The 15,199-nt window shown below is 65.2% G+C and carries 11 protein-coding genes; 6 read left to right on the top strand and 5 right to left on the bottom strand.

Annotation, left to right across the window (positions count from 1 at the left end; all coding sequences use genetic code 11):
* The first annotated feature begins 207 nt into the window (after positions 1–207).
* The gene (locus QX128_RS31245; protein WP_316239454.1) at positions 208–531 is read left to right on the top strand and encodes a hypothetical protein; all 324 of its coding nucleotides are present in this window, start codon (positions 208–210) and stop codon (positions 529–531) included.
* Positions 532–643: 112 nt separating this feature from the next.
* On the opposite strand, the gene QX128_RS31240 is transcribed toward QX128_RS31245, so the two are convergent.
* The gene (locus QX128_RS31240; protein ID WP_316239453.1) at positions 644–2,200 is read right to left on the bottom strand and encodes a glycosyltransferase family 39 protein; all 1,557 of its coding nucleotides are present in this window, start codon (positions 2,198–2,200) and stop codon (positions 644–646) included.
* Between the two features lie 433 nt (positions 2,201–2,633).
* On the opposite strand from QX128_RS31240, the gene QX128_RS31235 reads away from it, so the two are divergent.
* Both QX128_RS31235 and QX128_RS31230 read left to right on the top strand, forming a co-directional pair.
* Entirely contained in the window at positions 2,634–3,305 is a 672-nt protein-coding gene (locus QX128_RS31235; RefSeq protein ID WP_315800459.1) for a response regulator transcription factor, read from the top strand.
* A 5-nt stretch (positions 3,306–3,310) separates the two neighbouring features.
* Complete coding sequence (locus tag QX128_RS31230) at positions 3,311–4,750, top strand: HAMP domain-containing sensor histidine kinase (RefSeq protein WP_316239452.1); 1,440 nt, start codon at positions 3,311–3,313, stop codon at positions 4,748–4,750.
* Positions 4,751–4,781: 31 nt separating this feature from the next.
* On the opposite strand, the gene QX128_RS31225 is transcribed toward QX128_RS31230, so the two are convergent.
* The gene (locus tag QX128_RS31225) at positions 4,782–5,945 is read right to left on the bottom strand and encodes a hypothetical protein (protein WP_315800457.1); all 1,164 of its coding nucleotides are present in this window, start codon (positions 5,943–5,945) and stop codon (positions 4,782–4,784) included.
* A gap of 280 nt (positions 5,946–6,225) precedes the next feature.
* Positions 6,226–7,176: an aldo/keto reductase gene (locus QX128_RS31220; RefSeq protein WP_316239492.1), complete on the bottom strand. Its 951-nt coding sequence runs from the start codon at positions 7,174–7,176 to the stop codon at positions 6,226–6,228.
* A 249-nt stretch (positions 7,177–7,425) separates the two neighbouring features.
* Here QX128_RS31220 and QX128_RS31215 point away from each other — a divergent pair, with 249 nt between their 5' ends.
* The gene (locus tag QX128_RS31215; RefSeq protein WP_316239451.1) at positions 7,426–8,670 is read left to right on the top strand and encodes an NF038122 family metalloprotease; all 1,245 of its coding nucleotides are present in this window, start codon (positions 7,426–7,428) and stop codon (positions 8,668–8,670) included.
* Positions 8,671–8,731: 61 nt separating this feature from the next.
* Here the strand turns inward: QX128_RS31215 and QX128_RS31210 are convergent, their stop codons facing one another.
* Both QX128_RS31210 and QX128_RS31205 read right to left on the bottom strand, forming a co-directional pair.
* Positions 8,732–9,919 carry a TCR/Tet family MFS transporter gene (locus tag QX128_RS31210; RefSeq protein WP_316239450.1) on the bottom strand — a complete coding sequence of 396 codons (1,188 nt, stop codon included), beginning with the start codon at positions 9,917–9,919 and terminating at the stop codon, positions 8,732–8,734.
* A gap of 338 nt (positions 9,920–10,257) precedes the next feature.
* The gene (locus QX128_RS31205; protein WP_316239449.1) at positions 10,258–12,324 is read right to left on the bottom strand and encodes an acyltransferase family protein; all 2,067 of its coding nucleotides are present in this window, start codon (positions 12,322–12,324) and stop codon (positions 10,258–10,260) included.
* Between the two features lie 355 nt (positions 12,325–12,679).
* Between QX128_RS31205 and QX128_RS31200 the strand changes: the two genes are divergently transcribed.
* On the top strand, positions 12,680–13,051 hold the full coding sequence (locus QX128_RS31200) for a hypothetical protein (RefSeq protein ID WP_316239448.1): 372 nt from the start codon (positions 12,680–12,682) through the stop codon (positions 13,049–13,051).
* Positions 13,052–13,619: 568 nt separating this feature from the next.
* Positions 13,620–15,199: HEAT repeat domain-containing protein (locus QX128_RS31195; protein WP_316239447.1), on the top strand; the 1,580-nt coding region annotated here is incomplete at its 3' end.

Raw genomic sequence — 15,199 nt, 5'->3', positions numbered from 1 at the left:
TGGTGCCGCATGGCTTCGAACGTCGTCGGAGTCCAGTGGGCAGGCCGTTCGGTTTGTGTCCCAGCCCCACACGTCCGAACGGCCTGCCATGATGGACCTGGCGTCACGCTCGCGCTCACACTCTCGCTGCGCCGTTTGTAATGATGCTGTAAGCCGCAGCCACGAGTCTCCCGCAACGACGGCTGAGCCGATCGCAAGGAGAACCCAATGAAACGAATTTGCGCGCTCATGATCGTGGCCTCGACCATCGCGGGCACGATCGCCACGCCGGCCAACGCCGGCGGAGATCGCGGAGCGGCGGTCGCCGCCGGCGTCGTCGGCGGTCTGGCGATCGGAGCCCTGATCGGGTCTGCGGCAACCGCCCGTTCCGCACCGACCTATGTCGACAGCTACGAGGACTATCCACCGCCGCGGGTCGTCTATCGTCGTCACCGCGTCTATGAGTATGATGCGGACTACGGCAATTATGGCGACGGCTATCTGTCCGGCTACCGGGACGGCTATTCCGACGGCTCCTGGGACAATGACTGAGACGGCCGCCCGGGCGTCCGACGATGCAAGGCCCCGCCGATGCGGGGCCTTGTTCTTTATCTACATGCTCGGATCCGCCGACGATGTTGCCGCGTCCCGCGTTGCCTCAGCCCTATGGGTCGCTCGGCCGTGGCACCAGGAATGCCACCACCGTCCGTGTGCACCCTGTCCAGCCGAGCAGCCGCGCCTGGACCGTGAACTCACGCCTGACGTAGTTGCCGGATCGGGCGGCCGCCGCTTCCGCGGCGCCGATACAATCCGCCTGGTCGCGGAAGCACAGCGAAATCCAGCCTTCGCTGCCAGCATCCACGCCGGCCTTGTGGGTTGAGATGGGCAGACCGTAAGCGGGATGATCGGCGCTGTAGAAGGCGGTCGCGAGCGCAAGGCTCTCGGTGCCGCCGACATGCGCGAGCGGTGTCCCCGTCAGCTCCCGCCATAGCCGCGTCGCCTCCTGTGCAGTCTGCTGGTAGAAGGTGCGGCCTTCCTCATAGCCGTGCCGGTTGCGGTAGAAGGCGTGCAGCGGCGCCGCGACGATCGCGGCCAGGACGGCGATCCCGGCCGTCAGCACCGCGATGTTGACGGTGTGGAAGCGGGCAATCGGATAGCTTGCGCCGCAGACGACCACCACGACGAACAGGAACAGTCCCTGCAGCGCCCACAGCGATGGCAGGTCGGTCCCCATGATCAGCGCGTTGACGACGGGCAGGCCGACCGTGCCGATGGCGATGTACGACAACAGCCGGAGGCCGTCGTTCAGCGTGGTCATCTCCGTGGCGAAGGACCTGATCCTGGCGCCGGCGACGATCAGCCAGGTGACGGCTGGCACGGCCATCGCGGCTGCGAGCCCCAAGAGGAAGAACAGGGCATCCCGCGACGACGTTGCCAGGGTGGAGCGCGCGTGCATCAGCGCGTGCTGGATGGGCGCGGCGTCATGTCCGACCAGCCAGTCGAGATGCATCGACAGCGCGGCGAGGCCGGCGACCGTGGAGATCCATGGTGAAGCCGACGTGAAATAGGCGCGCCGCTGCGGATGCGCCATGGCGGCGAAGGCAAAACTCATCACCAGGAAGATCGAGTAGTACTTGCCGAGCACGGCGAGTGCGGTCGTCAGACCCGCGGCGGCAGCCCAGGACGTCGTTCGCGTTTCGAACGCGCGCAGGAAGCAGTAGGTGGCGAGCGGCCACGTCGCCAGCTGCACCGAGTTGGCGTTGAAGCGCTGCGCGTGAAACTGATAGGCCGGCGTCAGCATCAGCAGCAGCAGCACGATCACCCGCTTGTCGCCGCCGACGAAGCGGCGCGAGACGAGATCGACGAACCACAGCGCCAGCGCCGCATTGGTCATCGCCATCAGGTGGAACGACCAGTCGGAAAGCGGGAAGACGGCGGTCCAGGCGCCGGCGATCCAGCCCATCAGCGGCGGATGCTTGTCGTAGCCCCAGGCGAACGTCCGCCCGAACGTCCAGGTCTCGATCACGTCAGGATGCAGGCCGGCACCGGCATAGGCGATCGAAAGATAGACCGTCCACACGGCCACGAAGCACGCCAGCAGCAGCGGCACGGCCCAGCCGGCCTCGATGCCGTCCAGCCAGCGCAGGAATGGACGACGCCAGGCCGCCGGATGACAGTCCGACCGTTCGGCGACGGTCGAGAACGCAAAGTCATAGAACATGTCGATGTCGATCAATGATGAGGCAACGGATGTGACGCGCGATCGACGCCCCCGGCCGATTAGGAATGGCGGATCGCCCGGTATGTCCGGTCGATCATGCGGCAGGCTTCATGCGGGCGAATCCTCGGCGCGTGTTTGAGCGCGCCAGTCTCGGCCAAGACGATTACGAAAGGCTGACGTTACCGGCCTGCCGGCTGATGGAAAATCGGATGTCCGCGGCCTGGCCCGTCATGCGACTGCAATCGCGCCGGCCGAGAAACCGTTCAGCTTGCAATCGGAGATGTCGCGACAGGCGTGCAATCGGCTTTGTCAGAACCAGTCAACTTCGATTGAGCCACGAAAAACAACGGTACCAGAACGCCGCCACGTAATCCTATTGTAATCCGTCCGTAATGATAGGAACAGCCGATTGTCGGTGATGCGGGAGGATGGCGTGCGCGTTCTGGTCGTTGAGGATGATCCCCAGCTCGGGCTCTGGCTGCGGGATGCACTCGCGACGGCGTTCGGCTCGTCGGACATCGTCACGACGCTCGACGAGGCGCGGGCGGCGATCGCGGTGCGCAATTTCGAGCTCGTGGTGATCGACCGCGGTCTTCCGGACGGCGACGGGCTGGCGCTGCTGCCGGATCTGCGGCAGCAGAAGCCGAGCCCCGCGACCGTGGTGCTGACGGCGCTCGACGATCCCGCCGACATCGCACGTGCGCTCGACGAGGGCGCGGACGACTATGTCGCCAAGCCATTTGAGCCTATTGAACTGGTGGCACGGGCGCGGGCGGTGCTGCGCCGTCTATTTCTCGACCGCGGCGCGATGGTCTCGATCGCCAATCTGGGATTCGACATCGTCAACCGTGCGGTCTGCGTCGACGAGGCGCCGATCGTGGTGCCCAGGCGCGAACTTGCGATCCTCGAGGCGCTGGTTCGCCGCAGCGGGCGGGTCGTGCTGCGCGAGACGTTGGAGACCGCAGCCTACGGCTTCGAGGACGAGATCCAGTCGAACGCGATCGAGGCCCATGTGTCGCGGCTGCGCCGCCGCCTGCGCGAAGCCAATTGCAAGGCCACGATCAGGCCGGTGCGCGGCCTTGGCTATCTCCTCAGCGGCGAGTGACGCAGATGAGGTGGCAGAAGCTGAGCCGCATCCGGCGCTCGATCACGCTGCTCTCCGCGACGCTGATTGCGGTCGTCACCACCATCATGCTGATCTGCGCCGCCGCCTTGCTGATCCGCTTCGGCGGCGACGATGACGGCACGTGGGGTGCGGCCGACGTCGCCGACGCGCTGAAGGAGGCCGTGGCCCGCGATGCCGGCGGCCAGCTGATCGTCAAGCAGACGCCCCGCCTCGACACGATCATGCAGGACTTTCCGACGTTCTGGTATGTCGTCTCCGACAAGAGCGGCGAGGTGAGCTACGGGCCGATTCCGAAATGGCGGCCGCACAAGGGGCCGTCCTCGCGGGACGGCACCAGCTTTCTTGCCTATGCGATCGACGGCGAGACGAGGCGCCTGAAACGGATGACGGCGGTCCGGAATACGCCGGTCGGCGAGGTCTGGATCGAGACCGGCGGCGTCGCCTACACGTCGACGCAACTGATGACGGGCACCTTGACCGATGCGACGATCGTCGCGCTCCCGATCATCCTGGTCCTGGTCGCGACGGTGCTGGCGGCGCTGCTGTTCGTGCCGACGCTGATCGCGCGTCCGGTGCGCGCGGTCGCGCGCGCGGCCGAGATGATCGACGGCGTGCCCGACGGCCGAAGGCTGCCCGAGCGCGACGCGCCGGCCGAACTGCTGCCGCTGGTCACCGCCTTCAATCGTGCCCTGACGCGCATCGACCACGCCGCCGAGGCGCAGCGCAACTTCCTGTCCAACGCGGCCCATGAACTGCGGACGCCGCTGACCAACGCCCGCACCATGCTGGAGGCGGTGCCGGATGCCGGCCTGCGCGCGAAGCTCGTCGGCGAGAACCAGAAGCTGTCGTCGATCGTCACCATGCTGCTGCAACTGGCGCGGATCTCGATGGAGCCGGACGAGCCGGGCGAGATCGACCTGGTCGCGCTGGCGCGGCGCGTCACCGCCGAGCACGTGCCGATGGCGCTGCAGGCCGGGCTTGAGATCGGCTTCGCTGGCTGCGATGCGCCGGTCCGGATCCGCGGCTCGGAGCCCGCGATCGCGGTCGCGCTCTCGAACCTGATCAGGAATGCGGTCGCGCATGCCGGCGCGGGCGGTCCCATCCTGGTCGAGGTCGACTCCGCTGCCCGCCTGCGCGTGATCGATTCGGGGCCCGGCCTGCAATCCGATCAGCCCGAACGCCTGCTGCAGCCGTTCGAGCGCGGCCACGCCCGCGGCGAAGGCATGGGGCTCGGGCTCTCGATCGTGTCGCAGGTCATGGCGACGCATCGGGGCCGCGTCGCGCTGCGCGAGACGCCGGGCGGCGGCACCACGGTCGAGCTGAGCTTCGCGCGCGCCGCGCCTCAGCACGGCGGCGCTGCGAATGCGGCCCTGCCGGCCGTCCGGCGCACGGCCGAGCAGGCGGGATTGCTGCCGCCCTCCTGACGCCGGGACGTCGCTTCCGGCGGTTCGGTGCTCAGCGTGGCTCCCTGCTGCGCTGCCACTTCAGGAAGTCGCTGTAGAGTCTCGCGGCCTCGTCCGGCGACATCCGCGCCTGCGCCTTGCGCTCGTCGAGAAACTTGCGGAATTCGGCCGGGTTGGCGTCCTGGCCCGGCGACTGCATCGCGCGGGCGCCGTCGAGCCATTCCTGCGCCGCCTTGAAGCGGATCATGCCCTGCACCGGCGCCGACAGCACGGTGTCGCGCCATTTCGGATGCCGCGGCGGCGACTGCAGCACCTGGATCTTGCCGAACAGCGCGTCGACGAACCGCGCGGTGCGGCGATAGCGCTCGCTGTTCTCCGGCCAGTTGTAGACCATCAGCACGGTGGAGGCCGCGACCGCGTCGACCTTGGTGCCCGGCGGCACCAGGTTGGGATATTCCTCCGACGAGAACGTCGTCGGCAGATAGATGTCCTGCAGCACGCGGTCATACGGGACCGGCAGCAGATGCAGCCGGCCGCCCTCGTTCTTGATGCCCTTGATGATCGGCGCGTCCTTCGACACCGAGGCGATCCAGGCATCGCCCTGGCCGTCGATCAGCTTCTGCAGGCCGCCGGTCGGGTCGGTCTGCGAATCGATGTCGGCCTGGATGCCGAGCCGCCGGAAGATCGTGCGCGCCGCCGGGAGGCCGATCGAGCGCTCGGCGAATACGCGCTTGCCGTTGAGATCCGCGAGCGAGCGGATCTCGCGCCGCGCGATGATGTGAACGTCGTTGTGGAACAGCTTCGCGATGTAGCGCACGCGCTGGGCAATGTCTGGAATGTTGTATTCCGTCTTGACGAATTCCAGCGCGTCGGTGGCGACGAAGCCCATGTCGATGTTCTTCAGCATGACGATGTCGATGAGGTTCTGCGCCGAGCCCTTGCCGAGGATCGGCAGCACGCGCAGGCTCTCGCCATCATCCAGCACCGCCGCCATGTCGGAGCCCATCACCGACATCGGGCCGCCGATCGGCGCGGTGATCACGGTGACGGTGCCGGAGTTCAGCGCCTCGCGGTCCGGCAGCGTGCCCACCGGGGCGCCGGCCGGCGCGCGCTGCGGTGATTGCTGCGCCCGGGCGCTGCCGGTCGGCGCCACGAGGGATGACAGAACCGATGCAAATACGAATGCGCCAACAGCTACGCGCGCGACACGATTCACCGAACGCTTCCTCGATACATTCTAAATTAGAGGTGGACTTAGCAGTTCGATCCCGGCCGAAGTTTGGCCGCGAGGTGACGATCCGCGAAATGCTGCAAAGTCGCCCGGCCCGCTGCACGGCTGTGCTGAAAATGCGGTGCAGGAGCGTGATCGCGTGCGAGGACAGCTGTTGGCAGCGCCCTGTCCTCGATCACAGGCCGTGTCCGGTGGAGAACGACCGTCCTGCGTGCGTGTCGAAACGCCGCACGCCTAGTTGAATGATGACGCTGTTCGTGTGCGCTCACGCGCTCGCCGCGTCGAGCCGCGCGACCTGGTCCGCGGTCAGCGCGAGCTGCGCCGCCGCCACGAGGGTGTCGACCTGCTCGGGCCTGGTCGCGCTGGCGATCGGCGCCGTCACCGACGGCTTGGCCAGCAGCCACGCCAGCGCGATCGAGGCCTGCTGCGCTCCGGTCTCCCTCGCGACCGAATCCAGCGCGGCGAGGATGCGCATGCCGTGCTCGTTCAAGTATTTCGGTATGCTGCGCTGGCCGCGCGGGCTCTTGCCGAAATCGGCCTCCGAGCGGTACTTGCCGGTGAGGAAGCCGGCGGCCAGCGAGAAGAAGGTGATGACGCCGACGCCGTTGTCCTCGCAGACGCGCTGCAGCGCGCCTTCGTAGGATGCGCGCTCGGCGAGGCTGTATTCCGGCTGCAGGCTCTCATAGCGCGGCAGGTTGTTCGCCTTGGAGATGTCGAGTGCGGCCTGCAGCCGCTCCGCCGAGAAGTTCGAGGCGCCGATGACGCGCACCTTGCCGGCCTTGATCAGCCTGTCGTAGGCCGCCAGCGTCTCCTCCTGCGGCGTCGCCTCGTCGTCCTTGTGCGACTGGTAGAGATCGATCACGTCGGTCTGCAGCCGGCGCAAGCTATCCTCCACCGCGCGCGCGATGTAGTCGTCCTTCAGCCCGACCTTGCCGTCGCCCATGTCCATGCCGACCTTGGTGGCGAGGATGACGCGATCGCGGTTGCCGCGCAGCTTCATCCATTTGCCGATGATGGTCTCGGACTCGCCGCCGGTGTGGCCGGGCACCCAGCGCGAATAGACGTCCGCCGTGTCGAGGAAGTTGAGCCCGGACTCCAGCACCTTGTCGAGCAGGCGGAACGAGGCTGCCTCGTCCACCGTCCAGCCGAACACGTTGCAGCCGAAGCAGAGGGGCGGAACGTTGAGGCCGGACCGGCCGAGCGGGCGCATCTTCATGGGGAGGCTCTCGATGATGATGTTGGATCGATCTGTGGCGGACGCCTGCCGCAGATTGCCGTCATTCGCCGCGCGTGACCAGCGCGGCAGGAGCATGGCGGGGCTTCCCGGCCGCATCCAAACCATGGCGCGGCTGCCGCGAAGAGGGTCCGGCCGCGTCAGACTTTTCACTCACTTGCCGATGATGGTCGCGGCTTGCGAACGCCTCGCAGCTGGGGACGCGGGGGCCATGATCGAGGAGTCCGTCTGATGAACACGCTGACCTATGACCAGCTCGGACTGAGCTCGGAGGGCCTCATGATGCCGGACCCGACCGCGGCGGCGAAGACCACGACCATCAATACGGCCGCGGCCGCCTCGCCGTTCGTGCTGCCGCCCGGCGCGGTGTCGGATCCGGTGGTGCATGCCGACGGCTCCGAGACCGTCGCGGTTCACACCGGCGGTCTGACCTTCAACCTCACCTTCGATGCCGCCGCTGCGGCTGCGCCCGAAAGCTTCCGCGCCGGCGTCGAGCAGGCGGCGGCGATCCTGTCCTCGGCGATCACCGATCAGGCCACGGTGAACCTCGCGATCGATTTCGCCGGCACCGGCGGCGGCGCCGGCGCCAATGTCAGCAACGGCGTGCTCGCCAACTATACGCAGCTGCGAACCGATCTGCAGGATCACGCGGCGGCCGGCGACACCGTGTTCGACAATCTGCCGACGACCAGGGCGGTGCAGGGCCATTCCCAGGTGTTCGTCGCCAACGCGCAGGCCAAGGTGCTCGGGCTGATCGATCCAAACAGCACGACGACGGAGGACGGCTTCGCCATCTTCAACACCGACATCCCGACTCAGTCCCTGGTCGGCGTCGCGCTGCACGAATTGTCGCATGCGCTCGGGCGCGTACCGTCGCCGGGCAATCTCGACATCTTCGATCTGTTCGATTTCACCAAGCCGGGACAGCATCTGATCAACAACAACATCGCGGCCGGCCCTCCCGCTTATTTCTCGCTCGACGGCGGCGTGACCAAGATCGCCGATTACGGCCAGATGTCCGACCCGGCCGACTTCCTCAACACCGGCATCCAGGGCGCGCGCGATCCCTTGAACGAGTTCTACAACCCCACCACGTCGCAGACGCTGTCGCCGATCGATCTCGTGGTGCTGGAGACGCTCGGCTACAACATCAAGACGCCCGACACGCAGGCGCTGCTGGCCCAGATCCCGCAGGCCGCAGGCGTCGCCGCGCCCGTGCAGACGCCGGCGCAGGCCGCCGCCATCGCCTCGGCGGTGGCAGCCGAGACCGCCGCCAGCCTGACCAAGCTCGGTGACGCCGCAGGCGCTGCGCAGGTTCTGGCGAACGCGCAGGCCGATGCGACCGCGGCCAACGAGAGTGGCAGCACCCATGCCGCCGGCACCATGCACGAGGCCGCGGTCCACGACCCCTATGCCGGCAACTCCCACTACGACTCCATGATGGCCCTGCATCTGCACAGCATCACCGCGAACTGAGAGGCGTGCGGGCGAGCGCTGTCCCCGAGGCAAGGGCGGCGCAGGCGATCGTTCCGAGACGTCAGGGCACGGACACCGGCTTGGCCGGGCGCAGCGTGACAACGACGGGAATGGCGATCGCGTAGATCGCGACGACCGACAGCCAGATCGCCCCGGGCCATTGCTCCCTGACGGCGAAGTACAGGCTCGAGAAGCCGAGCGGCGCAACGATCGAGGCGAGGCTGACGGTGGCGGCGAGCACGCCCTGGAACTGGCCCTGTAAATTCTCGTCGACCTGCCGGGTGGCGAGCGACTGCAGGGCCGGCATGCCCATGCCGCCGAGCGCGAACAGCGGCATGGCGCCAAACACCATCCAGCTCTGCCTGGCGAACGCCATGGCCGTGAGCGCCGTGCAGACACAGGTCACCCCGGTCAGAATGGCGCCGCGCTCGCTCAGCAATCTCACCGCCGGACCGGGAAGGAATATCTGGGCCAGCATCTGGCACACGCCGAAGGCGCCGAGCGACAGGCCGATCCAAAGACCGCTCCAGTGGAAGGTGTCGCCACCCCACAGCGCCCAGCAGACGCCATAGGCCTCGCCGGTCGCGCTGAACAGGAAGAAGAGGAGAACCACCGGCAGCAGGCTCTTGACGGCGAGCACCCAGCGCAATGGCCGCAGCGGGTTGAGGACCGCGATCTCGATCCTGCCAGGGTCCGGTGGTCGCGTTTCCGGCAGCATCAGCAACGCCAGCAGCGCGTTGCATCCGTTCAATACCGCCGCCGCGATGAACGGCAGCCGCAGCCAATGGTCGCCGAGCGCGCCGCCGAGCACGGGCCCGATGATGAATCCCATGCCGAACATCGCATTGAGGAGTCCGAAGCGGTGGGCCCGCTCCTCCTCGGCAGAGATGTCGGTGATGTAGGCCGTGGCCACCGAGACGTTTGCGCTGGTGACGCCGGCGATGGCGCGGCCGAGCAGGAGCATCCAGAGATCGGACGCAGCGGCCAGGAACAGGTAGTTGACGATGGCGCCGGCCAGCGAGACCAGCAGCAGCGGGCGCCGGCCGAGCCGATCGCTCAGCGAGCCCAGCACCGGCGCGCAGATGAACTGCATCGCGGCGTAGAGCGCCGTCATGACGCCGAGAAGGGACGCCACGTTGTCGGCGTGCGTCACGTCGTGCAGCAGCGACGGCAGGATCGGAAAGATCAGCCCGATGCCGGCGGCATCGAGCACGATGGTCAGATAGATGACGGCAACAGCCCTGGTCATGGCGCGCTCCGGTCCACGCGAGCCGATGGCGCAGATACGCGCGACCGCTCGCTGGAGCCTGACGATCGGTCAGGCGATTGATGTGTGGGAGACGCTGGGCCGGTCCATGCCAGAACGGCAGATGGACGGCTTGTACTCGGCCGCAGGCAACGGCCGCTTTTCGCGACAGGCGCCATCTACACGCGGCGATCGGGTAGCGCAAGCCGCTTTTTCCGAACGACGATCGGCGCGTTCAATGCATATTCATCGACACGACGCCGGAGCTCTGGTCGGGTGATGGCACGCAGACGTCGATGGGACTTGGGATGTCTCGTGGTCCATCCCGGCAATGCGCGTCTTCACGGCACGGCCGGCCGGTCATCGGGAGCCCCCGTCCTGCCATGCGGCTGCGCATCGCTGCGCGTGCCCGGCGGCAGGACGTCGCGTTGGATCAACGGGGTGAGCAGGTGCTCGGCGAGATAGAGGGACGCGAGGGGGCGCAGGTGCGCATTGTCGAAGCTCACGAGACCCTCGCGCCGGTTGCGATCGAGATAGATCAGGCAGCCTTCTCGATTGCAGAAGAAGTCATGAAGGCTCTGGTACTCGAACGGTTCGTCGGCCCGGAGCTCGTTCCGAAACGCCTTGTCGATGCCGAGCGCATGCTGGTCCAGGTGCGTCGCGATACGTGCCGGCGTGAACTGCCAATAATGCTGCATGACCACCTTGAAGAGGAACGGCTCCCAATGCGGCGCCAGTCCGAGCACGATCACCCGTTTCACGCCGATCCGTTTGATGTCCCGGGATACTTCGCGCAGGTACTCCGTATCGAAGGAATTGTTGAATGAGATGACCACGACATCGGGAACGACCTTCCTGATCGTCGACAGCGCAAATGAGTTGGACATCTCGCAGTAATCCGTCGTCAACTTGGCCAGATCGATCGGGTGTGGACGGCACCCCGACGCATAGACCAGCAGCAGGGACGTATCGGCCGGCAGCGTCTTCCGTAAGCCGTAGAAGAGATGGGCCGAATGAGAGTCGCCCCAGAGCAGCACCGTTCTGCGGGAGTGGCTGGTGTAGCAGTCCGGGCTGATGCCGTCCCGCGGGACGCGCGTGGGAAGCGCGCTCTCGAAGTTGTAGAAGTTGCATTGGTTCTGGTTGATCTCCACCAGCTCTTCGCGGGCTGGCGACACGCCCGTGCGGAACGAATCGAAATAGGCTGCGTAGCTGTTCAGATCGCCCGGCTGAAAGGTCCAGCCGTAGGTCATGGCCAGGGCGCCGATTCCAGCGAGCGTCGCCAGGGCACCGCCGAGCAGCGGGAGCGAGCGCAAGGGCGATTGCCCGAACCGGATTGGACGTTCGAGAAATCGATAGGTGATCCAGGCCAGACCGGCGCTCAGCGCGACGACGCCGCAGCGCAGCGGCGCGGAGCCCGCCTCGCCCATCCAGGCCCGGGTCAGGACGAGCAGGGGCCAGTGCCAGAGATAGAGCGGGTAGCTGATCAGCCCGATTCCGACCAGGACAGGATGCGAAAGAATCCGGCGGGCGACCCAGCTAGACGGTCCGGCGCCGACGAGCATGCAGGTCGCTGCGACAGGCAGCAGTGCCGCCCACCCGGGAAATGGCGTATTTCTCGAAATCAGGATCAGGCTCGCCGCCAACAGAGCTATTCCCGACGCCGCGAGCCGATCGGAAACGACCGATCGATGTCCCGTGTCAGGGACGGCGCCGAGGAGCGGCCTGGTGTATGGCGACGATGCGATCGCCAGCAGACCGCCTGCAAACAGCTCCCATGCGCGCGTGAGCGGGGAGTAGAACGCATCGGTCGGGCTCGTGCCCATGGCTCTGATGTTCAGCAGAAATGACCCGACGAGCAGCAGCCCCACGAGGTACGGCAAGGCGCGCTTCCTTGTCCGCCAGCACAGCCACAGCAGCAGCGGCCAGAGGATGTAATATTGCTCTTCGATGCCGAGCGACCACAGGTGAAGCAGCGGCTTCGTTTCCGCGGCCAGGTCGAAATAGTTGGCCTCCTTCCAGAACAGCAGGTTCGCGGCAAATCCGGCGCTCGCCGCGACCTGCTTGCCGAGCTCCTTGTATTCGTCGGTGTACAGAAGAATGCACCCGAGCAGGAGGACGGCCAAGAGAACCACGATGAGGGCAGGGAAGATGCGCTTGACACGGCGCGCGTAGAAGGTCCGAAGACGAAATGATCCGTTCGCCAGATCCGCAACGATGATCGAGGTGATCAGGAACCCGGATATGACGAAGAAGATGTCGACTCCGATGAAGCCGCCGCGAAGCACATGGGGAAAGGCGTGGAACACGACGACGGACATGACTGCGACAGCTCTCAGTCCGTCGATATCCGGCCTGTAGGCCGTGCCGACCACGGGAGCCGGTTTCGAGCCGGCCACTGGCGCGTGCATGTGCGCTCTCTCCCCCAAAAGAACGTTCGGCTTCCAATCGGCTTGGCTGCCGTCAATTGCGCGAAAATTTCTATTTCACAATTATGACGGATGGCGCAGGCCAAACGCAATCACGAATGAGCGTCGTGAGGAGGTGATCGCCAAGTCGGTCGCGAACGTCGAAGCCGTCCGCGGTGAGCCCGCGCTCATGATGCCGCGTGGCTATTGTCTGTCTCCCGCAAAACGACGTATGTGAATCCGGTGGCACGGTGATCGCTCGGGGCGATGCGATCGATGCGCAGGGGGATGGACGATGGGGATCAAGGCAGCTCTGCCTGCGGCGGCGATCGCCGTTCTGATGGCCGGTGGATGTGCGATGTCGCCGGAGGGCTTGAATTCGCGCGACGTCGCCGACAGCAGGAGCTTTTCCGAAAGCTATGAGGAGATCTACCGCCGCCTGATCGAGACCGGCAAAAGCTGCAATCCGCCCGTCCGGGTCTTTGGCAATCCGGCCAACCCGGGCGGGGGACAGATCGAAGCCGAAGGCGAGCTGCACCGCGACCGCGGCTTCGCGGAGTTTCGCCTGGTCGCAGGCAGCTATGGGGTCCGGATGAACTACTTCGCCTCGGCGCGCATCGAAAAGTCCGGCTCCGGATCGCGCGTGACCATCAAGGTCAGCAATCCGCTGGGAGCAGGCCCCCTGAGTAGCCGGATCTATCGATGGGCCAGTGGGGATTCGAGCTGTTAGCTCGAACGTCTTGCGCCCGATCGACGAGATCGGACGTTTGCGGCAGAAACTCGAAATGCGAGGCAGATCGCGCGACGGAGCGGCCGTACCTTGGCATACGCTGCGGGAAAGGTTTCTGCAGCGTCACCATGAGACCAGAATTGCGGCGTCTCGGAATCTGCAATCTCAAGGAGCGACTTGTCGTCGTCCCACAGATCTACTGAGGTGCAATTTTACCGATTTTGCAGGACGCATCCAGCGCTGCCGAAATCCGAAATGTCGCGGAATGCTTCGCTTGGGAGTTGCCTATCGGATAGTTTGATGCTGCAAGTAGATATCACCGAGAATCCTTATGTAGAAATAGATGCACCAAAGCTCCGCTGAGATATGGCGAAGGAATATTCCGAGGCGCTATCAGACGCCGACTCTGCTGGCCAATCGTGGTCTGGCTGCTGACTTTGTCGAACGAATACCGTTTGAGTCTCTTCGGTCACGTCTATTGCAGGCCTCTGGAGGTGGTACGCCACTCACTTGGCTGGTCAGCGGGGGGCCTGCGACCGGAAAGAGCTCTCTCTGCGCCGTGTTGGCCATGGCTCTGGCTGAGGCAGGGACGCCCTGTGTTGTAATCAATCGTCGTATCTTGGACGTTCATGGCGCGGCAAATGCGGACCACATAGGCCTATTACGCCGACTACGGCCTGCCGCAGTAGCGGAAAAGAAATGGAAATCTGACCTGAAACATGGGCGTATCATCGTCATTGTGGATGGATTGAATGAGATCAGGTTACGCTACGGTCGGGAAACCTTGTGGAAGGCCGTCGAGCAGATCGTAATAGGCAATCATCCTTGTCCAGTGATGGCGACCACTCGCGCCTTGGGCGATATGGACGATTGGGTCGCATTGCGCTCGATCGAGCTCATGGAGCTACGGCCCTTTGCAGATGAAGAGGTCGACGCGTTTCTCTCCGACGCAGGGCTCGACGTTGGGGCGGCTCGGTCCGCCATTGAGGATGCTGGACTGACCGAGCCTGCAACAAATCCACTAGTCCTGAGTCACATCGTCGATCTTCTGCTCTCGCCGGGAGATGTCGGAACCAAGCTGCCTCGGAGTCGAGCGGGCGTGCTGATGCGCACTTTTGAGCATGTCGCCGAAAAACGTGGGCTGATTGATCTGAAACGAGGTCAGGCGCCCGTTGAACTGGCGCCAGCCATCGCGGCGGCCGCCGCACTATGCGTGATCTTCGATCCTCAAAGTGCGGAAACGGGGCGCGACTTGAGGTTCAACCTTGCCGAGCTCCACAGCTTGCTGGCCCTGAGTTGGCCTGACGCAGTACAGCCGGATTGGACAAATTTGCTGACAGACATGCATCTCGCTCGGATGGTAACAGCAGCGGCGGGAAACGAAGCGGAATTCGCTCATCAGACCTTGATTGATCTGGCGGTCGCGCTCCTGTTTCGAGGCAGGGAGCTACCCGACTTTTTGATCCTCGATCGGCCCGATCTCGCGCAGACAATCGGGGATTGGGTGGGCTTGCATGCCGATCCGGAACTTGCAGTGAACCAAGCTATTGATTTTGCGCAGCGCCACTACCGGCCCGACTTGCTTGTCGATGTTGCCGCCGCGAATGATGGAATCTTGACCCCCGCGCAGCGTGAGATGCTATGGGCAGCAATTGGCGTGGGACTCGCCGGCTCGCGCCGTATGCGTGACCGAACTGCCGACCGCTTGGCGGAATTGTCCACGAGTCTTGCGCGTAGTGCCATTGGGTTCGGTCTATTTTCTACAATCTCGAAGGACGAAGATTTGACGGCGGAGACCCGCACATTGTTGCTGAGTCGTCGGCTCAATGCGCGAAGCTTCAAGCGGGCTCTGCAACTATCGACTTGGCGGCGGCGGCGTTCGCGCAAGGACAAAATGACTCATTCCAGTGGTCGGTTTGGAACGCTTGACCGGGATGCATTGGTCGACATTTTGCAGCGAGCGACGCTTCAGCAGAAGCGGGGAGCAGCGGCAAAAGCTCTTGGTGTCCTTGGGGATCGCAGTGCGGTGTCAGCACTTTGCGCCGCATTGCAGGATGAAGCGCCGAGTGTGCGCGGCTCGGCGGCCACTGCGCTGGGCGCCCTAGGAGATTCAAGTGCGGTGTCGGTACTTTGCACCGCATTGCAGGA

This window comes from Bradyrhizobium sp. SZCCHNR1015, from assembly GCF_032489875.1.
In the GTDB taxonomy this organism is placed as follows: domain Bacteria; phylum Pseudomonadota; class Alphaproteobacteria; order Rhizobiales; family Xanthobacteraceae; genus Bradyrhizobium.
Note: the sequence above shows the minus strand (reverse complement) of the source record. Positions and strands in the feature narration are given on the sequence as shown.